21 protein-coding genes are annotated in these 22,363 nt (G+C 41.1%); 10 read left to right on the forward strand and 11 right to left on the reverse strand.

Annotation, left to right across the window (positions count from 1 at the left end):
• The first annotated feature begins 435 nt into the window (after window positions 1-435).
• The 3 genes from Q0541_RS16665 to Q0541_RS16675 all read left to right on the forward strand — a co-directional run bounded on the left by Q0541_RS16665 (window position 436) and on the right by Q0541_RS16675 (window position 5,401).
• Window positions 436-2,088, forward strand: a complete 1,653-nt coding sequence (locus Q0541_RS16665) for an adenylate/guanylate cyclase domain-containing protein (RefSeq protein WP_298912106.1) — start codon at window positions 436-438, stop codon at window positions 2,086-2,088.
• A gap of 227 nt (window positions 2,089-2,315) precedes the next feature.
• Window positions 2,316-3,683, forward strand: a complete 1,368-nt coding sequence (locus Q0541_RS16670) for an NAD-dependent succinate-semialdehyde dehydrogenase (protein WP_298912109.1) — start codon at window positions 2,316-2,318, stop codon at window positions 3,681-3,683.
• 74 nt (window positions 3,684-3,757) lie between these two features.
• On the forward strand, window positions 3,758-5,401 hold the full coding sequence (locus Q0541_RS16675) for an acetolactate synthase large subunit (protein ID WP_298912112.1): 1,644 nt from the start codon (window positions 3,758-3,760) through the stop codon (window positions 5,399-5,401).
• A gap of 436 nt (window positions 5,402-5,837) precedes the next feature.
• Here the strand turns inward: Q0541_RS16675 and Q0541_RS16680 are convergent, their stop codons facing one another.
• The 3 genes from Q0541_RS16680 to Q0541_RS16690 form a co-directional block, all read right to left on the reverse strand.
• Window positions 5,838-7,946 (reverse strand): S8 family peptidase, encoded by a 2,109-nt coding sequence (locus tag Q0541_RS16680; protein WP_298912115.1) that lies wholly within the window; start codon window positions 7,944-7,946, stop codon window positions 5,838-5,840.
• Window positions 7,947-7,967: 21 nt separating this feature from the next.
• The gene (locus Q0541_RS16685; protein ID WP_298912118.1) at window positions 7,968-8,243 is read right to left on the reverse strand and encodes a hypothetical protein; all 276 of its coding nucleotides are present in this window, start codon (window positions 8,241-8,243) and stop codon (window positions 7,968-7,970) included.
• 371 nt (window positions 8,244-8,614) lie between these two features.
• Window positions 8,615-8,788 carry a hypothetical protein gene (locus tag Q0541_RS16690; RefSeq protein ID WP_298912121.1) on the reverse strand — a complete coding sequence of 58 codons (174 nt, stop codon included), beginning with the start codon at window positions 8,786-8,788 and terminating at the stop codon, window positions 8,615-8,617.
• Between the two features lie 303 nt (window positions 8,789-9,091).
• Here Q0541_RS16690 and Q0541_RS16695 point away from each other — a divergent pair, with 303 nt between their 5' ends.
• Window positions 9,092-11,407: an AAA family ATPase gene (locus Q0541_RS16695; protein ID WP_298912124.1), complete on the forward strand. Its 2,316-nt coding sequence runs from the start codon at window positions 9,092-9,094 to the stop codon at window positions 11,405-11,407.
• A gap of 30 nt (window positions 11,408-11,437) precedes the next feature.
• Here the strand turns inward: Q0541_RS16695 and Q0541_RS16700 are convergent, their stop codons facing one another.
• The gene (locus Q0541_RS16700) at window positions 11,438-11,674 is read right to left on the reverse strand and encodes a hypothetical protein (protein ID WP_298912127.1); all 237 of its coding nucleotides are present in this window, start codon (window positions 11,672-11,674) and stop codon (window positions 11,438-11,440) included.
• A gap of 399 nt (window positions 11,675-12,073) precedes the next feature.
• Window positions 12,074-12,391, reverse strand: coding sequence for a hypothetical protein (locus Q0541_RS16705; RefSeq protein ID WP_298912154.1), 318 nt, complete (start codon window positions 12,389-12,391; stop codon window positions 12,074-12,076).
• Window positions 12,392-12,875: 484 nt separating this feature from the next.
• Between Q0541_RS16705 and Q0541_RS34480 the strand changes: the two genes are divergently transcribed.
• Both Q0541_RS34480 and Q0541_RS16710 read left to right on the forward strand, forming a co-directional pair.
• A complete protein-coding gene (locus Q0541_RS34480) occupies window positions 12,876-13,073 on the forward strand; it encodes a hypothetical protein (RefSeq protein ID WP_366941891.1) in 198 nt (65 codons plus the stop codon).
• A 198-nt stretch (window positions 13,074-13,271) separates the two neighbouring features.
• Window positions 13,272-14,354, forward strand: a complete 1,083-nt coding sequence (locus tag Q0541_RS16710; RefSeq protein WP_298912130.1) for a class I fructose-bisphosphate aldolase — start codon at window positions 13,272-13,274, stop codon at window positions 14,352-14,354.
• Between the two features lie 111 nt (window positions 14,355-14,465).
• On the opposite strand, the gene Q0541_RS16715 is transcribed toward Q0541_RS16710, so the two are convergent.
• Window positions 14,466-15,134: a ribonuclease gene (locus Q0541_RS16715; RefSeq protein ID WP_298912133.1), complete on the reverse strand. Its 669-nt coding sequence runs from the start codon at window positions 15,132-15,134 to the stop codon at window positions 14,466-14,468.
• A 181-nt stretch (window positions 15,135-15,315) separates the two neighbouring features.
• Between Q0541_RS16715 and Q0541_RS16720 the strand changes: the two genes are divergently transcribed.
• From Q0541_RS16720 to Q0541_RS34490, 3 genes are all read left to right on the forward strand, one after another.
• Complete coding sequence (locus tag Q0541_RS16720) at window positions 15,316-16,482, forward strand: pyridoxal phosphate-dependent aminotransferase (protein WP_298912136.1); 1,167 nt, start codon at window positions 15,316-15,318, stop codon at window positions 16,480-16,482.
• Between the two features lie 319 nt (window positions 16,483-16,801).
• A complete protein-coding gene (locus Q0541_RS34485; RefSeq protein ID WP_366941889.1) occupies window positions 16,802-17,128 on the forward strand; it encodes a hypothetical protein in 327 nt (108 codons plus the stop codon).
• Between the two features lie 117 nt (window positions 17,129-17,245).
• Window positions 17,246-17,431, forward strand: coding sequence for a hypothetical protein (locus Q0541_RS34490; RefSeq protein ID WP_366941890.1), 186 nt, complete (start codon window positions 17,246-17,248; stop codon window positions 17,429-17,431).
• 15 nt (window positions 17,432-17,446) lie between these two features.
• Here Q0541_RS34490 and Q0541_RS16730 read toward each other — a convergent pair whose 3' ends face one another.
• The 5 genes from Q0541_RS16730 to Q0541_RS16750 form a co-directional block, all read right to left on the reverse strand.
• Entirely contained in the window at window positions 17,447-18,010 is a 564-nt protein-coding gene (locus Q0541_RS16730) for a Uma2 family endonuclease (RefSeq protein ID WP_298912139.1), read from the reverse strand.
• Between the two features lie 124 nt (window positions 18,011-18,134).
• Entirely contained in the window at window positions 18,135-18,383 is a 249-nt protein-coding gene (locus tag Q0541_RS16735) for a tetratricopeptide repeat protein (protein WP_298912142.1), read from the reverse strand.
• A 46-nt stretch (window positions 18,384-18,429) separates the two neighbouring features.
• On the reverse strand, window positions 18,430-18,699 hold the full coding sequence (locus tag Q0541_RS16740) for a hypothetical protein (RefSeq protein WP_298912145.1): 270 nt from the start codon (window positions 18,697-18,699) through the stop codon (window positions 18,430-18,432).
• Between the two features lie 18 nt (window positions 18,700-18,717).
• Window positions 18,718-19,284, reverse strand: a complete 567-nt coding sequence (locus Q0541_RS16745) for a Uma2 family endonuclease (RefSeq protein ID WP_298912148.1) — start codon at window positions 19,282-19,284, stop codon at window positions 18,718-18,720.
• Window positions 19,285-19,402: 118 nt separating this feature from the next.
• Entirely contained in the window at window positions 19,403-20,590 is a 1,188-nt protein-coding gene (locus tag Q0541_RS16750) for a tetratricopeptide repeat protein (protein ID WP_298912158.1), read from the reverse strand.
• Between the two features lie 702 nt (window positions 20,591-21,292).
• Between Q0541_RS16750 and Q0541_RS16755 the strand changes: the two genes are divergently transcribed.
• Window positions 21,293-22,363, forward strand: a 1,071-nt coding sequence (locus Q0541_RS16755) for a proton extrusion protein PcxA (RefSeq protein ID WP_298912151.1), incomplete at its 3' end; no start/stop codon positions are given.

Consider the following 22,363-nt stretch of genomic DNA (forward strand, 5'->3'; position numbering starts at 1 on the left):
CTCTTTTTACCAAACTACAAATCTGCCCATCACACAACACCTTGAAAGGGCTAGTGCATATTATGCTGTAGTATCGAGTGGGAGTGCTGCTATTGATATCAGAGAGTTTGTGTATTGAACTAAACCTCTAGCAAAATAGCCTCCTTCAATGTAATATCTCTCACATACACTTGTCGGAATGGAGTTAACAGTGTCATAAAGAAAAGGTGAAGGTTAACCTGTAGGGTATAACTTACCTTAGAGGGGAGCAACGCGATTTTGTGAGGTGCTGCAACCTGGGACGTATATAGCTTGTTTCGGGATGCGATCGCAACTAAAAAACCAAGTTTTGTTGAGAATATAGAGGTATAATTGAGAACTAAACCCCGATCTCACTTTTTCGCGTTGCTCCCCCTTAGAGTTGCTTGCACCTTCTAGCTTCGATGGATCACACTCATGACTGAACTCACGCTACGCCTACAAGAGGAAGATACCGAGACAACGATCGCAGTTGATCAAGATGTATTCACAATTGGTCGTTTGCCAGAATGTAACTTATACTTACCTTTTGCTGGAGTATCCCGCAACCATGCCCGCCTTGTGAAAACGGCTGACGGTGTGTGGACTATTGAGGATCTGGGTAGTAAAAACGGGACGCAAGTCAATAAATATGTTATTAGCTATCCCCAAGAGTTACATCACGGCGATGTCGTTTGGCTAGGCAATGTTAGCCTGGTAGTACTGCTGACAAGCGCTGTTTCCCAATCGACACCTGAGTATCCCGGAACTTCGGACACTAATGAGCAAAGAACAATCCTTCACAATGTCGAACAATTACAACAGCAATGGATTGCAGCTGATAGTAAAGATGGCGACATCAATAACAAGGACAAAACCATTGCCCGTCTCAAAGACTTAGTGGATATAGCTAAAAATCTCTCAGCGGCGGCGTCTATAGAAGAGATTTTTTCCCAGGTGCAGCAAGTGGTTTTTCGTTACCTTGATAGTATCGAGCGCTTGGCATTATTAATTGATGTTAATGGTTGCGGTCAATTAGAGTTAGTGAATGCTGCTACTAGAAACGTTTCCCAACAAAAACATCTCCCCTCAGATGGAAGTTGGATTAGTCGGAGTATCTGTCAAAAGGTATTTGACGAAAAAGTTGTGATTCAAACCGCCGATACCCATGAGGATGAACGATTTGCTGATGAACAGAGTATTTTGGTCAAAGGTATTCGTAGCGCGATGGCGGTGCCTTTATGGGATGAAAATAAAGTTGTGGGCGTATTGTATGCCGATGCCAATCTTTCTTCTTACCATTGGGCAAATGAAGGCGAGGAAGAACTCAGCTTTTTTTCGGCTCTAGCAAACCTTGTGGCTTCTAGCGTGCAGCGTTGGCTATTGGTAGAGAAACTCAAAACTGAAGAGATGATTCGTCACCGACTAGAACGCTATCATTCTCCAGCAGTCGTACAGCAGTTGATATCTATAGGCGGATTACCGGGCGGTCGTTTAGCTCCCGCCGAGAGCGAAATCAGTATTGTGTTTGCAGATTTGGTTGGCTTTACGGCAATTTCTGAAAGGTTAACACCAACTGCGATCGCTCAACTATTAAATAATTTATTTGAAGAGATGCTAAAAGAAGTGTTTACTTACGGCGGCACTTTAGATAAGTATATTGGCGATTGTATTATGGCATTTTTTGGCGCTCCAGAACCGCAATCAGATCACGCCGATCGCGCAACCGCAGCTGCTAAGGGAATGCTCACTCGTCTCGAACATCTCAATGCCAATGGATTTTGGCAGGAACCCCTACAATTACGTATTGCTATTAACAGCGGTAAGGCTGTCGTGGGAGATGTTGGTAGCTCTCAAAGGGTAGATTATACGGCATTAGGCGCGACGATTAATCTTGCGGCTCGCATGGAAGCAGTTTGTCCTCCTAGTGAGTGCGTGATTAGTGAAGTCACCTATAAAATGCTTTCACAACCCTTTGATTTCCAAGAAATGGGAGATTATCGTTTCAAAGGTATTGAGCGATTAGTGAAGATTTATCAGACAAATTTGCACCAAATGCCAACAATTATTAGTCCAATCATTAATTTTTAGTGATGGTGCATTAAAAAACAACTAACTAATAACTAATGAAAATTGTCAATTTATCAATATAAATACATAGTTAAATTGTATATTTTTTTTCAAAAATAATTGCAAAATTGTAATATTAAGCAACTAATTCTGGGCTAAAAGACTAAAATTTGGGTGGTAGCTTCCAACATTAATATGTGTAACACTAGGAAGCCTACCTCAAGCTGTTTTTAACGGGAGATCAGGTAATGGCTATCGTCACCATTAATCCCGCCACTGGGGAGACGCTTAAAACCTTTGAAGCGCTCAACGATGCAGAGATTGCTGCTAAACTCGATTTGGCTAATCAGTCTTTTGAAAAGTATCGTCAGACTAGTTTTTTGACGCGATCGCACTGGCTGCAAAAGGCTGCTGATATTTTAGAGCAAGACAAAGCAGAATTTGCTAAGTTGATGACTCTGGAAATGGGTAAGCCATTTAAAGCTGCGATCGCTGAAGTCGAAAAATGCGCCGTCGTCTGTCGCTACTATGCTGAACACGCCCCTAGTTTTTTGGCTGATGTCAGTATAAAAACTGATGCCAGCCAGAGTTTTGTTCGCTACCAACCAATGGGTGCAATTCTCGCGGTGATGCCGTGGAATTTTCCCTTCTGGCAAGTATTCCGCTTTGCTGCACCAGCATTGATGGCGGGAAATGTTGGCTTACTCAAACATGCTTCCAATGTGCCGCAGTGCGCCTTGGCAATTGAGGATATTATCCGACGAGCAGGTTTTCCTGAAGGTGCTTTTCAAACTCTATTAATAGGCGCTGCTAAAGTCGCCGATTTGATGGCTGATGACCGCGTAAAAGCTGCTACCTTGACAGGAAGCGAACCAGCAGGTATATCCCTCGCCGTCGCCGCCGGCAAACAAATTAAAAAAACTGTTTTGGAATTGGGAGGAAGTGACCCGTTTATTGTGTTAGGAAGTGCTGATTTAGAGACAGCAGTTGTCACAGCTACTACAGCGCGGATGTTAAATAACGGGCAATCATGTATTGCAGCCAAACGTTTTATTGTCGCAGAAGCGATCGCAGACAAATTTGAAAAATTGCTTTTAGAAAAATTTGAGACGCTGAAAGTAGGCGATCCCATGCAACCAGATACCGATTTAGGTCCACTGGCAACTCCTGGTATTCTCCAGGATTTAGATCAACAAGTGCAAGATGCGATCAGCAGCGGTGCTAAAGTCCTCACCGGTGGACATCCATTATCAGATCGTCCAGGGAACTTTTATCCGCCAACGATTATCATAGATATCCCGCCTGAGGCACCAATTGCAAAAGAAGAATTTTTTGGCCCGGTAGCCTTGTTATTCCGGGTTTCAGATATCAATGCTGCCATTAAACTTGCTAATGACAGTCCCTTTGGCTTAGGTGCAAGTGCTTGGACAACCAATGATCAAGAGAGCGATCGCTTGGTTGAGGAAATCGAAGCAGGTGCCGTGTTTATCAACGGTATGGTCAAATCTGATCCCCGATTGCCCTTTGGCGGCATTAAGCGTTCTGGATATGGCAGAGAATTGAGTATCCAAGGGATACATGAGTTTGTCAATGTTAAAACTGTGTGGGTGAAGTGATTAGTCATTAGTCATTTGTCATTAGTCAAAGAACAAATGACTAAAGTCTTATTCGTTGCTAGTTAGGAAATAAAATGAATACAGCAGAATTATTGGTGCAGTGCCTAGAAAATGAAGGAGTGCAATATATTTTTGGACTCCCTGGCGAAGAAAACCTGCACGTTTTGGAAGCGCTCAAACATTCTTCCATTAAATTTATTACGACTCGTCATGAACAGGGTGCAGCATTCATGGCCGATGTCTACGGACGCCTGACAGGAAAAGCCGGAGTCTGTCTTTCTACTCTTGGGCCAGGGGCAACCAACTTGATGACCGGGGTAGCAGATGCTAACCTCGATGGTGCGCCCTTAGTGGCGATTACCGGTCAAGTGGGAACAGATAGAATGCATATTGAATCCCATCAATATTTAGATTTGGTGGCAATGTTTGCACCTGTTACCAAGTGGAATAAGCAGATTGTGCGACCAAGTATTACACCAGAAGTAGTCCGGAAAGCATTTAAGCGAGCGCAATCTGAAAAACCTGGTGCAGTTCACATCGATTTGCCCGAAAATATTGCTGCCATGCCCGTGGAAGGCAAACCTTTGCGTAAGGATAATAGCGAAAAAAGCTATGCATCTTTTGCTAGCATTCGGGCAGCAGCCGCCGCAATTTGCCAAGCAGTTAATCCATTAATCTTAGTAGGAAATGGGGCAATTCGCGCTCATGCAAGTGATGCAGTCACACAATTTGCTACATTGCTGAATATACCTGTTGCCAATACTTTTATGGGTAAAGGCGTGATTCCCTATACACATCAATTAGCTTTGTGGTCAGTGGGATTACAGCAAAGAGATTTTATTACTTGTGGCTTTGATAACACAGATTTAGTAATTGCGATCGGTTATGATTTGATTGAGTTTTCCCCCAAGAAATGGAATCGGAATGGTGAAATTCCGATTGTGCATATTGGGGTAAGTTCGGCGGAAATTGATAGTAGTTATATTCCCAATGCCGAAGTCGTGGGAGATATTTCAGATTCCCTGTATGAAATTTTAAAATTAGCCGACAGACAAGGTAAACCTGATCCCTTTGCCATCAGCTTAAGATCAGATATTCGGGCTGATTACGAACAGTATGCCCATGATGACGGATTTCCCATTAAGCCGCAAAAGTTAATTTATGACTTACGGCAAGTCATGGGCCCAGATGATATCGTCATCTCTGATGTTGGCGCACATAAGATGTGGATGGCCCGTCATTATCATTGCCATAGCCCCAATACTTGCATAATTTCCAACGGCTTCGCAGCTATGGGTATTGCCATTCCTGGCGCTTTAGCAGCAAAACTCGTTCATCCTAAGCGCAAAGTCGTTGCTGTAACAGGCGATGGCGGTTTTATGATGAATTCTCAGGAATTAGAAACAGCCTTGCGTGTCGGTACGCCCTTTGTCACCATAATTTTCAATGATGGAGGCTATGGGTTAATTGAGTGGAAGCAAGAAAATCAATTTGGCAAAGGAAACTCATCCTTTGTGCATTTTAGCAATCCTGATTTTGTCAAATTAGCCGAAAGCATGGGCTTAAAAGGCTACCGAGTTGAATCGGCTCTAGATTTGATTCCCACCCTCAAAGAAGCCCTCGCTCAAGATGTACCTGCTGTGATAGACTGTCCCGTGGACTACCGCGAAAATCACCGCTTCAGTCAAAAAGCCGGCGAGTTGAGTTGTGCGCTGTAAAAAGTTAAAAGTTAGGAGTTAAGAGTTATACCGATTACCTGTGAGGTTGCATAGAACAATTTGCTTAAGTCCCAAGTCTTACCAAGCCTGATTTTGTGCAGCCTCTTAGAGAATTGGTATTAGCGGGACTTAAACATTTTTAAGGGAGAAACAAGCTTTAAACCCATACAGGGTAAGGGAAATACACCAAATTCTCAAAAATGTCTGAAACTCAGATATATCAACAAACCAAGTAAGGCGATGTCAAAGTCTTTCTGGATATAGGTTTGAGGCTATTTTTTCGGTATTTTTTGTCTAAGTCCCATTAGGAGTTATTTATTCCTAACTCCTTTTTAATTTGTAGTCCTCATAATCGGATGCAATACTGCTATTGGTGTCAACTTGAGCTTACCTACCAATCCAGTATTCCCCTCAGTCCCTAAATCAAGTTAAATGCCTAACACATTTGGCCCTGTTGCCCAAAAAACTTACCTAGCCTTAACTTATCCTGTTGAGTGTGAAAGCGCACGATAGCTTTCGTCGGCATATCCGTTTCCCAAGAAAGTGTTGCTCCGTTGATTTGTACATTGCTAATTCTCGGAAACAGAAAATTCTCGGCACATTGATAGGCAAATTTAACTGCTGCCTGAACATTCAATTTACCACTGCCCCAACTATGATTGGGTACTTCAGAGGTAAACTCATCCGACAGAGCGGTTTTCATTAAAATTTGCTTTACCTGTTCGCAAGTTAAGCCCGGACACACACTCAAAATTAAGGCAGATGCTCCCGTTACATGGGGTGCTGCCATACTTGTACCACATAATGTTGTGTGCCATCCATCAGGGTCGCGAGATGCCTTACATTTCTTAGAACGAGCAGAAATGATCCATTCGCCAGGAGCAGCGATTTCTGGCTTTTGTAACCCATAACGTGTAGTCCCAGAACAGCTGAAAGACGAAATGCTTCCTATCGGTTGACTCAAGTCGTCATTCCTGTGACGAATTAGATAAGAACCAACGGTAATTATTTGTTTGGCAGTGCCTGGAATCGTAATTGTACGGCTAGCATCTGCACAAGATTTGGTAAATTTTATGGCGTTGTCGCTGTTGTCAATCCAGATATCATAACGACCTTCTGTTATCTGGTTGCCTTGTAACAGCAATTGCCAATTTCCCGGCTGAATATTTCCACTAGGAATATATGTGTCGATCCTAATCGTTATAACTGTGTCCCCTGTATTCTTATCACTATCTATCCTGATATTCCTCCCTGCAAGGGTACGTTCTATCCAGCCATCAGAATTTTCCGAATTTACAAAATTTATTGTCTCGCCACTAGGTGAGCGCAAAGCAATACTGATGTTCTGGTCTGTTGAATTTTCATACCACAGTTCGAGGTAGGTTCTCGTTGTAGAACTAGGCACCTCTAATTCCAATATCACTTCTTCTGTTTGAGTAATTGTCCCACCTGCATGGATGCAGTTTGTTTGCTCATTGCCTGCTGATTTGACTATCACAACATTACACTGTCGTGCCAAGTTATCTATAGCCGTCTCCAAGAGCGTTTCACCTGAATGTCCACCAGCATTTGTTCCCAGACTAATATTAATGGCAACGGGGCAACCATTTGCACGCTGAACAATATAGTCTAATGCTTGCAAAACATTGGCTGAGTTTCCTAGAGTAATTCTTTTTTCTGGTTGGTTATTTGGTTGTTCTGTTCGTTTCAATGCAACAACAATTAAATCTGCTTCCGGAGCTATTCCTACATAATTATCTTGACTAAAAATGCCATTTTCGTCGGCAACAAAGCCATTTCCAGCGGCAATCCCAGCCACATGAGTTCCATGCCCACTACTGTCTATGTGAGAAACTACAGCAGAGGAATTTTGATCGTTCCTTAAAACTTGATCTATTTGCTCTCTGGTATATTCTCGTCCGTACTTTACTGTTCCATCACGTGTAAACAGTCCTTCCTCCATTTCTTCTGTTGGATCTTGCTGATGTTCTAAGGGTGCATCTTGATCCCACAAATACAGAATACGTGATGTACCGTCCTGATGACGGAAACTGGGATGGGTATAATCAATGCCAAAGTCAATAATAGCAACAATGATCCCCTTACCTTTTACTGGCAGGTCAAAATCGTGTATTGCATTTGCGCCTGTTTCTACGAGAGAAATGTCGAGTTCTTCCAACATCATTGGACGTGGCGCCTCCACCTGCATCACAAATTCTAATTCATCCAGTTTGTGCAAGTCAGATGTAAGGACTTCCCCACTCACAACCGTGTAAAAGCCTTTAATAATGCTATACACATTCATTCCAGCTTTTCGCAAGCTTTCTAGCTCAAAATTACGGTTGCAACTCACTAAAACAGCCACCATATAAGGTGGCTGTTTTATTTCTGAAACTTTTGGTATTTCTCTAGGAGACTTTATAGGCTCGACAAATTCTAAAAAGCTAGATTTCTCCGCGGTAGATTCAAGAGTTACATTAGATTCAGGAAGAAAATCAGTAGTTTTACTGAGCAAGTATCGCAATCGCGGATCTAATTTTCTCACCAAGACGCCCCTTTCTTAGTTTTATGCCTCTTGAAACATAGGAGTAGAGAGTTCCATTTGACAAACAAATGGTAATTGAGCTACATTTTCTAAATGCTCAACATCAGTTACCATTCCAGTTAATACATTACCCACAATCGATCTTAGTCTACAGCCTGCTTGCCGCATTTGCTGCTTCTGATCGGAGTTTAGCGGTCTTTGAGTGCGGATCAAAACTTCTACAATGCCTGAAAAACTACCGCTCTCTAACTGATGCCTACCTCTTGAATTTAATTTTTGTTGAAGTTCTTTGCTCATAATTTACTTTTTCTCTCCCTTCATATTCACTGAACACCATAGATATCAACGCAAATACGATACTCTTAGTCTATGAGGAAGTTGAATAGACTTGGTTATGATGTTTGTGGCTTTTAATAAAATAGTATTTTTTTACCACTCTACTAATTACAGTATGGTACTGGTTGAGAACTGAGTTGAAAAAAAGTTTACACCTAGCTGACTTATGGTTGAATATTAGATGGCTATTAGATTAGATGTTCAGTTATAGGTGATTTATTCAATACAATGCTCATAAATTTTTAGAGTCGATTGATTTATTTTTTAAAATTTTTTACAATGCCAAAAGACTGCCAAGCTTGGTCTGACAAATAATTCAGAAGATACAGATTTTAGCATTCCGCTGGTTGGCGATCGCTTTCACAAATTTCCTGAGTTTCAGCCCATATAGATTGATCGATTCCAAGAATAGTTGAGAACAATATCAATAAGGTATAAAAAACATAAATCAGCAGTAAACGCTCATATTCTTTATCCAACAAAGGTTTGAGGCTATAACTTACCATAAATATCTGAGAACAAAACTAAACTTGCGGAATGTCGGATATATGATTATAGCTTTGCTGAAATATTTATCTTGTCAAATTTAAATCTAAAATCCTTTCTCAAAGGATGTTTTAAAAGTATTATTAACATCAAAGTCATCAAATAGCGCTATGCTCATCATGAGATGTATGCAATTTATGCGATCTCTTCATTGTTGTTATCCTTTCATGCAGATGACAAAATAACTTTGACTTGTTACAAGCAAAATAGCAATTCACTACAGAGGTATTCTCTGAATCAAGTCAGGAAGCTGAAAAACGCACATGAAAACATCAGGTGTTCCACGCAATGCCTACACCTATACACCTGAGCAGCACACTAACTCGATCTTGGGTAGCCTGCAACTACTTTTCTGGCTGTTTTTCCGTCCTTCAGCGTTGCGTAACCACCTTGAGCGTATTGACCCTGCTTTAGACTCTAACTCCTCTCTAATTATCTTGTTGAGACAAGGGCGATGGCGGAACCTTGCTCTGTGGCGGTTGTTCATCCAGGGATGTTTTATCTTACCTATCCTAGCTAACTTATTATTGGGCTTGGTGCTGTGGACATTGGGTGAACCAATCGCAAATATAGCTTTTCGCGTGGCGTTTGGCATGGCGTTAGGCGTGGCAGAAAAAATTGATAATGAATACTTCAATACGCTGATAATATTAGGCTTGCTCTTTGGTATACCAGGAGGTCTAGGCTTTGGTGTAGCTGGTGGTCTGGTACATGGTGTAGCGTTAGGCGTTGCGTATGGTGTTATTTTTGCTGTGCTGTTCTTTCTGGGTATCACTATCAACTTATGGCGACCAATAGTTTTATACCCATCACTCCAATTATGGAATTTAGCACTTTATCGGTTGGAAAAAAACCGCATCAACCAGCCTTCTATTTTTTTAAGATTGTCTAATATATTTCCTTATCGAATTAATCAAAGGCGCAACAATGAAACATTTATAGAGTCAATATTACCTTTGCCTTCTCAACAAATTGAGAGAAGTATAGATCAGTATTCGAGTTTATTACGCTATCATTCAGCCTTTTGGGATCAATTTCAGCGCATACCTTTATATGGCTTAGATAAGTACTTACTTTTAGTCATAGAACATAACCCAAGCGAGGGTGAAGCTGCCATTGATTATCTCAATGAAAGTCTGCAACATTGGGCTGTTCAAATTTGCAAAGATGCATTGAGCCTCAGAAAATGTGGTGATGTAGAAGCTATAAGTCAGGTTCATCGCACCATAGAAATTGAGAAATTAGGGAACTCAATTAATTCTGTCCTACGGATTTTTACTCGCATCAGTCAGGATGTAAACGCAGCATTAGAACAAAGAAGTAATTACAACCAGCGTATAGCTCTCAAATATGTAACAGAAAAGTTAAATGGACAGTTAGAAAACTTCAATCGTACTAATAATAAATATGCTTCTTACTTTCTACCTTTTGCTAAAAGATGGCTGGATATAATCAACAAAAAAATAGAAGAACTAGCTATCAAATTTGAACAAAATAAAGAAATTGATAACCCTTATATTATTGGTGTACCGCTTACACTAAAGCAAGAAATTTTCACAGGGTGCGACGACATTGGCTTACGCATTGAGCAGTTACTTTTAGATCGCCGTCGTCCACCTCTGCTACTATACGGTCAGCGACGCATGGGTAAAACTTCTCTCCTTAATAACATCGGAAAATTACTACCTAGTAACATCATCCCCATGTTTGTAGACTTGCAAGGCGCACCTTCATCCGCTAGTGACCATGCAGGTTTTCTTTACAACCTGGCTAGAGATATGGAGAAGTCAGCGAAAAAGCAAGGTTTAACTCTACCGTCCCTAGCCCGCGAAATACTAAAATCTGACCCCTTCACTTATTTCTATGAATGGCTAGATAAAGTAGAACAGGCTCTAGAACAAAATACAGCCTTACTAGCGCTAGATGAATTCGAGGTGCTAGACAACGCCATAGCCAAAGGTCGCTTTGATGAACAGGATATTTTGGGTATGCTGCGTCACCTCATCCAACACCGTCCCCGTTTCAAGGTGTTACTGGCTGGCTCTCATACTATCGAAGAATATCAGCGCTGGGCTAGTTATCTCATTAATGTCCAAGTAGTGCATATCTCCTACCTCAAAGAAGCGGAAGTACGACAATTAATTGAATGTCCCGTCAAAGATTTTACTCTCCGCTATGAACCCAACGCCGTTGAGCGAGTGCTACAACTCACCCGTTGTCACCCATTCTTAGTACAACTACTCTGTGCAGAAATTATTGTTCTTAAAAACGAGCAAGACCCCTCTATCCGGCGATTGGCAATTTTAGCGGATGTGGAAGCCGCGATACCAGAAGCTTTGCAAAGTGGTAGTTTTTTCTTTGCTGATATTCAAAACAATCAAGTAGACGCTACCGGACAAGCTATTCTACGTTTTATCGCCGCTCAAGGGGAAGGGGCTATAGTTAGCCGCCAAACTTTGTTGCAACAGTTCCCCGATGCTAATATTACTTTCAGCTTGCTGTTGCAACGGGAGTTAATTGAGGAAGTTGACGATGGCTATCGCTTCCAGGTGGAGTTGATTCGCCGCTGGTTTATTTGAATCATGTCCGGTAAATTAACTTATGATATGTCATTGGGAGCGATCGCAAAGCGTCTCGTAGAGAAGCCAAGCAATCCCAACATCCTTGCGATTGCTTCGCTTTGCTCGCAATGACAAATATTCTGCCGGACATAATCTCAAAGACTTGTTAACGGAGTTCAAAGACTCATTCACGAGTATTAAAGACTCGTTGACGCAGTTCAAAGACTCGTTGACGGAGTTCAAAGACTCATTCACGAGTATCAAAGACTCGTTAACGGAGTTCATACACTCGTTAACGGAGTTCAAAGACTCATTCACGAGTATCAAAGACTCGTTAACGCAGTTCAAACACTCATTCACGAGTATCAAAGACTCGTTGACGCAGTTCAAACACTCATCTAAGCTAAACTATTCGTTGCCTAGAGTTTTTATTTACCAAAGCGACGCTTTATATAATCTACCTGAGAATCGCCGCGAACGGAGTTGATTCGTAAGAAAGTCTTATCTTTAGAAATGTTATACAGCGGTTTTCAAGTGAATAGACCACATGTGTAGGGCCTACAATGATTTTGAACACTAGAAGTTAGGTAAAGTGGTACGTTAGCCTTTGGCGTAATGCACCCTACCAAAACTACTGCTAAAAATAGAAGTTAAAATACACGAACATCAGACTTAGGGAGATATTTACTGCTTGTGCTGGCGTAATTGCTCTACTATATAGTCTTCGAGTTCTTGTCTTTCTCTATTACTGGCATTTCGTTGATAAGTTCTTCCTGTTTCTTGAATAAACCTGCGTTTCTCGCTTGGAGAAGATTTGAGTTTACCTCCAGCGCCTTGCAGCTTTAGCTGTAATTCTTCCCAGGTCTTTTCACCTACACTTTCACCTAGTTTTACCAGTACCTTTGGGAGTAATGTTTTTGCCTCTCTTTGAAAATCTTCTTCTGTCTCAAGGGAAGCTAAATCAGTTTTGCTGAAGTCGATATCGATTTGAAACTTACTCATTTTCCTGTCAATCGTAGATAGGATACGAAGATAGCATGATTGAGCAACTAACAGAAAGCTCCTGACTCCTGCCAATCCTTTGCGTGTGGGCGTTTGGCTGCCCAAACCCATGAAATAAACTATATGGAAGCTTTCGTCACGAATTTGACGATACTTGCTACAGTTGATATCTTCACTGGCATTATCATTGGTATCGCTGTATTGGAAGCCATAGTCAAGATCATGGTTTTTTTCTTTAGCCGCTGTAAAAAGCTGAACGAGGCTAAAGAGGAAATTCCGTAATACTTTTGACTTTTGAACGCCAGTTGCTTCTCCTAAGGGAGACGCTGCGCGTAGCAAGATCCCCGTAGGGGTACAAGTCGGCAGAGCCGGACGCCAGTCGCTCATGGGGGAAACCCCCAAGACCGCGCTGGCTCCCCAACGCACTGGCTCCTTTTAACTTCCGCCTTGCGGTACTAGTGCGATCGCTCCAACTTAGGACGAAATTGGTAAACTAGCTGTGATCATTGCGCTACGAACAATTCTAAATTTATTTATGGTCAAAGAAATTCAGCAAGGAAAGAATAAAAAGGATCAGATCAAGATGGTTGCAGCAACTCTGTTAAAGACAATTAACCTGCAAACTGGGAGACAAATTCTGGTCTTGAGCGTTATCCTATCACTTTGCATCTTTCTTAAGTAGTTATTTATTTGGGAGAAAACGCAAATTATGACAATTAAATCTCACGCTTAATGAGTAAAACAAGTTTTTACAGATGATTTCAGACTGCTAGATCATAAGGATTTTAAATATAGTTAATACCCGTACAACCAGGCTAGGAATATTAAAAATGCTATCTTAAAGGCAAAGGTCATTTGCTAAATTGTTCAGGAAAACGCTATGACTACAACGCTCAGAGAGGCTAATTCTATCGAGTCATTGCTAGGTAAAGAGGCTGAAGACCTGCTTACCTACAAAGCAAAAGTTTCTCAGGATTTAATACATTTGCCGGGGCCAGACTTTGTAGATCGAATCTGGCTTAACAGCGATCGCAACCCTCAAGTATTGCGTAATCTCCAGTTACTTTATTCTACTGGTCGTCTTGCAAACACAGGATATCTGTCTATTCTACCGGTAGACCAAGGGATTGAACATTCAGCAGGTGCGTCTTTTGCGCCCAATCCGATTTACTTTGACCCAGAAAATATTATCAGATTAGCGATCGCCGCAGGTTGCAATGCGGTTGCTACGACTTTGGGGACATTAGGGATTGTTTCGCGCAAGTATGCCCACAAAATTCCCTTTATTGCCAAAATCAATCACAACGAATTGCTGACTTTCCCCAATCAATTTGACCAGGTATTGTTTGCTGATGTGGAACAAGCTTGGAATTTAGGGGCCACCGCCGTCGGTGCGACAATTTACTTTGGTTCAGACCAGTCTACCAGACAAATTCAAGAAATCAGCAAAGCTTTTAAACGCGCCCATGAACTCGGTTTGGCGACTATTCTCTGGTGCTATCTGCGGAATAACGCTTTTAAACAAGATAAAGATTACCACCTTGCGGCTGACCTCACCGGACAAGCGAATCATTTGGGTGTAACGATTGAAGCCGACATCATCAAACAAAAGTTACCCGAAAATAACAATGGTTATGGTGCAGTCGCTAAAGCTACTGGTAAGAGTTACGGCAAAACCGATGAGCGGGTTTACACAGAATTGACAACTGATCACCCAATTGATTTAACTCGTTACCAGGTGCTGAATTGCTACTCTGGGCGTGTGGGGCTGATTAATTCTGGTGGGGCGACTGGTAAAAATGACTTTGCCGAAGCAATACGCACCGCCGTAATTAACAAACGGGCTGGTGGTTCGGGATTAATTTCTGGGCGAAAGACCTTCCAACGTCCCTTTGAGGAAGGTGTGAAGCTATTTCACACCATCCAAGATGTTTACTTGTCGCCAGATGTGACGATAGCTTAGGGAGTAGCGGCAGAGGCAGAGAGCATACTTCGACTGCGCTCAGTAACCAGGGGAGCAGGGAGCAGAGGGGAAGAGGTAATTTTAATTTTCCCCCTTGCCCAATGCTCATTCTTATCTAACGTTTCTCACTAAGAAATCTGGCTGACCACAACTTTTTTGCGATCGCTTCAAAATCTCCGCACTACAAATACCAGCTTCACCGTTTTTGGAATAACAAAAGAAGACTTCTTGCAAAAATCTTCCCGAACCAGAACAAAAAGGTGCTATACCATCAGCAGTAATTTTATTATTAGCACTGACAAATGAATTTTTAAAATTTGTAATTGTGGTTCGCAAGGGTTTATTAGGACGATTATAAGCTGGGGGAATAGCGATCGCATTTTTTAACTTTTTACTAAATGCCAAGTATTCCGCAGGAGTTTTCCCCGAACAAGTACCATGTTTTTCCCATTCATGATCGAGAAGTTTAGGGCTAGGAAACAAATTGGCAAACCGTCGCTTTACTTCCAACGGTAATTTTTGTGTGGAACAATTAGCAGGATAACCACTTTGATACTGTGGCCACAAACCATGTAGTACAAAACCAAGTTTCTTTCCAGAACCACACTGCTGCGGGTCACGGGTACCATTTGCTGCACAATAATCTGGTGACCAAGAGAGTGTCAGTACATAAAAATCAAATTGACCCGGAGTACCGCGATTTTGAGCAATGGCAGCATTAGGTATGAAAAGACCAGTAATTAACAGAGAAGATGTGATGAAAAGTTTATTGAATCGCATATGAACAGTTAGTTTTGCCTAAAATTAAAACACTACATAGATTATATTGTTAACAGTCAAGGGTGAAGAGTCAGTAATTCTTCGTAATTATCCAGTTCCTAACGAATTCAGAAAAAGCAAATCTTGGTAGGAATTGTGGGATATCCTTAGATAAGTGAAAGATTTGCCAAAAATAGTAAGAATGAAGCTGGCAGCAAGAGTAAGTCAGGTAACACCTTCATTAACCTTAGCGATCGCAGCCAAGGCTAAGGCACTGAAGGTAGAGGGAATAGATGTTTGTAGTTTTAGCGCTGGTGAACCAGATTTTGATACCCCAGCGCATATTAAAGCCGCAGCAGTAAAAGCTTTGGATGAAGGCAAAACCAAGTACGGTGCAGCAGCTGGAGAACCAAAGTTAAGGGAAGCGATCGCCCGTAAGCTTAAAATTGATAACGGTCTTGATTACAAGTCAGAGAATGTGATCGTCACCAATGGCGGTAAGCATTCTTTGTACAACTTAATAGTGGCGCTAATCGATCCAGGTGATGAGGTAATTATCCCTGCGCCCTACTGGCTAAGTTATCCCGAAATGGTGACTTTAGTCGGTGGAATCCCGGTGATTGTCTCTACAGATGCCACGACCGGTTATAAAATTACTCCCGAACAACTCCGTAAAGCAATCACGCCGAAGACGAAGTTATTTATCCTCAACTCCCCATCTAATCCTACAGGGATGGTTTACACGCCAGATGAAATCAAAGCACTGGCGAAGGTAGTAGTTGATGCAGATATCTTTGTTGTCTCTGATGAGATTTACGAAAAGATTCTCTACGACGGTGCAGAACATATCAGCATCGGTTCTCTAGGGAAGGAAATTTTTGACCGCACTTTGATCAGTAATGGGTTTGCGAAGGCTTATTCCATGACTGGGTGGCGTATCGGCTATTTAGCGGGGCCAGTAGAGATTATTAAAGCAGCGAGTACCATCCAAGGGCATAGTACATCTAACGTGTGTACCTTTGCCCAATATGGTGCGATCGCAGCTTTGGAAAGTCATCAAGATTGTGTCGAAGAAATGCGCCAAGCCTTCGCTAAACGGCGACAGGTAATGCTAGAAAGACTCAACGCTATTCCGGGATTGAGTACTGTTTCACCAGATGGCGCTTTTTATCTGTTCCCTGATATCAGCAAAACCGGTCTAAAATCCCTAGAATTTTGTGACGCCTTGTTGGAAAAACATCAAGTTGCAGTCATTCCCGGAATTGCTTTTGGCGCTGATGACAACATTCGCCTTTCCTACGCCACAGATATGGCGACGATTGAAAAGGGAATGGATAGATTAGAGAAATTTGTCAAGTCGCGTATTTAGTTAGTTGTCATTTGTGAGGACAATTTACCAACTCTCCAACTTATTAACTCCACCTTTTCGACTCAGAACGGGTGGAGTTCATTTTCAAACCTGAAGTTTCGAGTTCCAAGCTTGAAGTTTCGAGTTCCAAGCTTGAAGTTACGAGTTCCGAAGCTGAAGTTTCGAGTTCCGAAGCTAAAGTTAATAGTTAAAAAGGTGAAGTTAATATTTACGAAGCTCAAGTTCCGAGTTCCAAAGCTGAAGTTACATTATCGTATTCTTGATCTATTTTAATAAAACGAATAAAAATAATTTCAATATTATAACTGCGGATTTTACCATGACTGAACGTCACCGTCCCCCGATACTTAAACCAAATGAATTCTACACATTCCGCAGCTATTTCCAAATGAATTTTGCTCCCGCCGATATTCTGCGAGAATTAGGAGTAACTTTAACTAAAGCAACAATCAATTTACCTATCGCTGCTTCAGAATTACTGACTCGACTAGCAGACTTACGCCAACGCCTAGAAGAAGCGATCGCTCGTGTTAGTCTAAATAGTGAAGCGGCTAGACGGGAGGTAATAATTGCACCCATCTTATTAGAAGTAGCCCAAATTACAAAAGCAATAGTTAATATCGAGTATCCGATTGAGGTTAACTAGTACCTTAGAGGTGACTTAAACTACTATCTTCAGTCAGAACACAATATTTTAGTGGTAGAAGCAAAACAGGCAGACTTAACACGGTGATATATCCAGTTAGCGACGGAGTTGATTGCCTTGGATACGTGGGTAGAATCAGATGAGCCAATCTTATATGGTGCTGTGACTACTGGGGATATTTGGCAGTTTGGTAGTTTTGATCGCCAAGAGAGGAAAGTGAGTCAAGATTTATTGTTGTATCGGGTGCCAACTGATTTGGAAATCTTAATGCAGATTTTAATAGCAATTTTGATGCAAGGCTAAATGGATAAAGTCGAGCTAACTGCTCATTTTTAGCCAACCAAACACAGTCGCAACTGTTAACTCCAAGTCTATCCCGGCTAACACTGGCAAACGCTCATCACCCTGCAAAAGTTCTGGTTGTTGATTGGGACGGAAGACCAAAATGGAACGATCTTCTGGGTCTATCAACCAACCTAATTGGCAACCATGATCTAAGCAATAGAGAATATTTCCTGTAACTCGATTTGAACTTTGTTCTGGAGAAAGAATTTCAATTGTCCAGTCTGGAGAAAGCAGAAAATCATTAGGTGCTTCCCCATCAGCAGCAAAGGGAATGCGCGACCAGGTGAAGACTGCTACATCAGGTACTATTGAACGGACACCAAAACTACAGCGCAGTTCGGGAAAGGCATAAGCAACATGAAGGCTTTCGGTAACATCGTTAATACTGTTGCACAGTCTTAACTGCAATCGACTATGCTTCCCTTTTGGCATTGGCTTGGTAATAATCTTACTGTTAATGTATTCGCTGGCAGGTTTTGTTTCTGGTAGGTCGAGAAACTCCTCCAGTGTCAAGGATTGCCTAACTACTGTGGACATGGCTCCTGAAGAAAAGCAAACGGGAATAATTCTAGTCTAGCAATACCCACCCTTGGCCATTATAAATCCCTTGGTACAAGAAAACCATCAAAATCATCCCGTACAGATGCAACGCCTCAAGGATCTACTTCTGAAGCTGGTTGATGATTTCCAGCAATTTTTGGGCATCCTCTATTTTTCCTTGTTGTTTAAAGATATCTGCGGCTTGCTGCAAGTCAGTAATTGCCCCCTTGTTATCTCCCAAATCAGCGCGGACAACACCCCGGTTGGTGTAGGCTTGGGCAAAGTTAGGATTGAGGCGAATTGCTTCAGTATAAGCTGCGATCGCTCCTTGCAAATCTCCTTTCTTTTGCTTATCGAAACCCTGATTCATTTTTTTAATCGCAAGTCTTTTAACCTGATGTTCAGGATTCTCAGCCTTATGTTTTCTGTTCCGAGCTAAAAGTTCCCAGTTCTGAAGCTGAAGTTTTGAGTTCTGAAGCTGAAGTTCCGAGTTCTGAAGCTGAAGTTTTGAGTTCTGAAGCTGAAGTTTTGAGTTCTGAAGCTGAACTTCCGAGTTCTGAAGCTGAAATTCCGAGTTTTGAAGCTGAAGTTCCGAGTTCCAAACTCGAAGTTCCACTTTCTGAGACTAAAGTTTCAGCTTGCGAAGCTGAAGTTTCATGTTCCAAACTGGAACTTTCGAGAACCAAGCTTGAAGTTCCACGTATTTACACAAATAACCGTGCCACAGTGCAAACAAAATTTGGTAACAGAGGTGAAGAGAGATCATCTGTAGCGAATAATGTTGCCACTAATTTAAGAACAGCTTTTTCTCGGCGGTATACTTCAATCTGTTGTAATTGCCAGTTTAAAATCCAATATTCTTGAACTCCTCTGGAAGCATATAATTTCAGCTTGACTTCCCTGTCTCGTCGCTCGTTCTGCGTCCCAGGAGAAAGTACTTCTACAACCAGTTCTGGCGCTCCCGTTAAATGTCCTTCATTATCAAGTAAAATAGCGAGCCGTTCTTTACTTACCCAAACCACATCGGGAATGACATTATCTGCATCAGTAAAAATAATTCCTGGTGTTGGCACAGCCTCACCAAGACCTGTTGAGAGTGACCAAGTTCTTAATTCTCCACAAATATTTGCTGTGGCTTTTTGATGTCCCCAATGCGGTGCCCTAGTCACAAATAATTCTCCATCAATAATTTCGTAGCGATTACCGTTATCTGGCAATAACTCTAAGTCTGCACTTGTCCAACGTACCCGTTCATCGATGGTTTGGCTCATAGGAATCTCTGAAATATTGATACTAATATCCTAATGTCATTTGTCAAGAATTAGGAGTTAAGAGTTAGGAGTTAAAAGTTAACACCAAAGTTATTATTCTCCCCCATGCCCCTCACCTCTACATCAACTCCATCTCCTGCAACCCCTGGCGTAGTCTCTTCGCCTCTTCGGGATTATACCTTTCATGAATAGCGATCGCTTTTCTAAAAGCTGTTAAACTATCTTGATGATTGCCAACTTTGAGCAACACTACCCCTAAATTTTGATACGCTTCCGCATAGTTGGGATTTAACTCGATTGCATTTTGATAATATGCGATCGCATCTGTAAATAAACCTAAAGCCTTAAATATCATCGCTAAATTATAATGTCCAACAACAAAAGTTGGGTCAATTTTCAAAGTTGTGGCGTAAGCAGTTTTCGCACCATCGAAATCTCCTGCTGCTTTGAGTAAGTTACCCAAGTTGTTGTATGCTCCTAATTTGAGCATGGGATAAATTGGCAATTTGATGGCAGCTTTATAGTGAGAAATAGCCTGTGGAGATTTTTGCAACCGACTGTAGGCAATGCCTAAATGATAGTGGAGTTCATATAAAATATCGTAGTTTTCTTCAGCAGCGGTGATTCCTCGTCTAAGCAACTCCATACCTGGGGAAATTTTCCCAGTTTGCACATACAATGCCCCTAATTTACTGCAAACATAGGGGTCATCAGGATGAGTTGCGAGAAACCCTTCCATCGCCGTAGCTGCTTTGGCATATTTGTTATTTTGAGCGATCGCACTTTTTTGATATCCTACGTGTAAAAGTGCTACTCCTGGTAAATAACCTACTTGCCAATGGGGTTCTTTGGTTAAAATTGCTGACACACTATCATCCACTAAAGCATGGTATGGACGGTCAAAACGAATATCTGGATGATTGCGAAATAGCCTGGAAACCAGAGAATAGGGAGATTGTTCTGCACCAATTTCGTGGCGGAGAAGGTTGATAAGCAGGTATTCGTCTCTTGCGATCACCTCCCGCAATTGCGGGAAAATTGCTGGTGTCAGAGTTTCATCAGCATCTAATACCAGAATCCAATCACCAGTGACATATTTTAGAGCTGCATTACGGGCAGCACTGAAGTCATTACACCATTTAAAATGATAGACTTTTGCACCGAGTTGTTGGGCAATATTGGGAGTGCGATCAATTGAACCTGTATCCAAGACGACCATTTCATCCACCACATTTCTGACACTGTTCAGGCATTTAGGTAGTGTTGCTGATTCGTTTTTCACAATCATGCACAGACTGAGTTTCATATTGCCAATAAATTCTGGGTTGAGATTTTTTTGCTTGCTGTAGTCACCAACTTTTATTTTGTGCCGATATAGCATCAGATAATCATATGGCGAGTTTTCAACAAAGGACAGGATAAGAATATTTTATTTCCCATCAAAAATGCTCAAGTTATACTTGTTAGACAAGCTTAGTAAAACTAACTCAAGATATATCTATTTTAGTTCTTTGAGAATTTTTCTAAATAAGGCTAAAAAATCTTAACAGGGTAAGTCGCTACAAAGCCTCCTAATCAAGCTGTAAAGTCTAATTCTCATTCGTGTCACATTATTGACACATCATCTACATACCTCATTCACTCTACTACGCCACGGTGAAAATAGAGCAACCATTTAAAAACCCTGAAAAGCTCATTCCGTAATACTTTTGAATGAGTGACTTCCGCCTTGCGGTACTAGACTCCACAGAGGTCAACTTACCTTTTACGCCTGGATTTATGAAATTGAGAGTAGAGAAGTCTTTGCTTTCGATGCCGATACGGGTCGATTTAAAATCAGAGAAAATCACCCCTTACCTGTACCTAATCCTCTAATAGGTGTACACTCGAAATAAGAGATTTATCTAATATGTCTTGGGTAATAGTTAATAATATTTTAAACTAGATATTACCCATTTGTCATGCTTGTATAACTATAATACAGATTATATAAATAGTCATATATATCATGAAAAACTCATTCACCAAAACAGCAAATTTACTTCGCCAAAATCTCAAAGAATATTTGCGATCGCTTCAGGATTGGTTTTTAGATACACCAGAAAGGGCGCTATTAGAAGCTCAACAAGCAGCTCAGAGAATTAAAAACATCGAGAACGAACATTTTGGTAACAAAAAAATATCATCAGAATCAGTCAATTATACTGAAAATGTGATGTCTTACTGGCAAGGATACCTTGAGAAGAATTTAACTATTATCAAAATCAGGCTTGCAGAATTCCGGCTTAGTCGGGGAATTGTCAATATCTCTAATTCTGTTTTATTAGAAAAGTTGAAGGTTATTGATGAAGTTGTAGAGAAGTACGCTATCAAAGATGAACTAATTAGCAATAGCGAGTTAGAATCAGGTTCTCAACCATCACAAATTAACCAGAGCGAAATCAAGGAACAGCTAGACTCATCTGATATCAATAATATTCAAGCCCTACTTCCATCTCAAAAAACTGGGGCAATTCCAAGGTCTTTTGGCAATACAGTTAATAGAATTAAAGCGGGATTCTCCCCGCAGGCAGAAGAAGAATTTATTAGAAGTTACCGAAGTTCTCGAAATCGGACAAAAACTGCTCTAAGATTTTTATTAGTTCTAATTATTGTACCGTTTTTAACTCAGCATTTTTCTAAGCAATTCTTAGTAGTTCCCCTATTAGAAAAGATTAGAGGAGAGAATCAAATTCAAACTTTCCTCAATTATGATATACAGAAAGAAGCTCTCCATGAATTACATAATTTTGAGCAGGCATTAAAATTTGAACATTTACTCAATCAAGCGCCACCACTTTCTTCAGAGGTAATAACAGAAAAAATAAAAGACAAAGCAATCGAGATAGCTGAAAAATCTCACATTCAAACTACTAGCGCTATTAGTAATGTTTTTGCAGATTTAATATCACTAATTTCTTTTAGTATAATCATCGCTTTCAGCAAAAGAGAAATTATGATTGTGAAGTCTTTTATGGATACCATTGGGGAGCATCCCAGTTTTTTGCAAAGAGGACGAAAATCAGTCAGGATAAGTAAG

Origin of the sequence: uncultured Nostoc sp., assembly GCF_937863485.1 — a bacterium.
Taxonomy (GTDB): Bacteria; Cyanobacteriota; Cyanobacteriia; order Cyanobacteriales; family Nostocaceae; genus Nostoc.

Bases quoted from the DNA above. Each gene is read 5' to 3' on its own strand.
- Q0541_RS16665 (WP_298912106.1), top strand. From the start codon at position 436: ATGACTGAACTCACGCTACGCCTACAAGAGGAAGATACCGAGACAACG.
- Q0541_RS16670 (WP_298912109.1), top strand. From the start codon at position 2,316: ATGGCTATCGTCACCATTAATCCCGCCACTGGGGAGACGCTTAAAACC.
- Q0541_RS16675 (WP_298912112.1), top strand. From the start codon at position 3,758: ATGAATACAGCAGAATTATTGGTGCAGTGCCTAGAAAATGAAGGAGTG.
- Q0541_RS16685 (WP_298912118.1), bottom strand. From the start codon at position 8,243: ATGAGCAAAGAACTTCAACAAAAATTAAATTCAAGAGGTAGGCATCAG.
- Q0541_RS16690 (WP_298912121.1), bottom strand. From the start codon at position 8,788: ATGGTAAGTTATAGCCTCAAACCTTTGTTGGATAAAGAATATGAGCGT.
- Q0541_RS16695 (WP_298912124.1), top strand. From the start codon at position 9,092: ATGAAAACATCAGGTGTTCCACGCAATGCCTACACCTATACACCTGAG.
- Q0541_RS16700 (WP_298912127.1), bottom strand. From the start codon at position 11,674: ATGAACTCCGTTAACGAGTCTTTGATACTCGTGAATGAGTCTTTGAAC.
- Q0541_RS16705 (WP_298912154.1), bottom strand. From the start codon at position 12,391: ATGAGTAAGTTTCAAATCGATATCGACTTCAGCAAAACTGATTTAGCT.
- Q0541_RS16710 (WP_298912130.1), top strand. From the start codon at position 13,272: ATGACTACAACGCTCAGAGAGGCTAATTCTATCGAGTCATTGCTAGGT.
- Q0541_RS16715 (WP_298912133.1), bottom strand. From the start codon at position 15,134: ATGCGATTCAATAAACTTTTCATCACATCTTCTCTGTTAATTACTGGT.
- Q0541_RS16720 (WP_298912136.1), top strand. From the start codon at position 15,316: ATGAAGCTGGCAGCAAGAGTAAGTCAGGTAACACCTTCATTAACCTTA.
- Q0541_RS34485 (WP_366941889.1), top strand. From the start codon at position 16,802: ATGACTGAACGTCACCGTCCCCCGATACTTAAACCAAATGAATTCTAC.
- Q0541_RS16730 (WP_298912139.1), bottom strand. From the start codon at position 18,010: ATGTCCACAGTAGTTAGGCAATCCTTGACACTGGAGGAGTTTCTCGAC.
- Q0541_RS16735 (WP_298912142.1), bottom strand. From the start codon at position 18,383: ATGAATCAGGGTTTCGATAAGCAAAAGAAAGGAGATTTGCAAGGAGCG.
- Q0541_RS16745 (WP_298912148.1), bottom strand. From the start codon at position 19,284: ATGAGCCAAACCATCGATGAACGGGTACGTTGGACAAGTGCAGACTTA.
- Q0541_RS16750 (WP_298912158.1), bottom strand. From the start codon at position 20,590: ATGAAACTCAGTCTGTGCATGATTGTGAAAAACGAATCAGCAACACTA.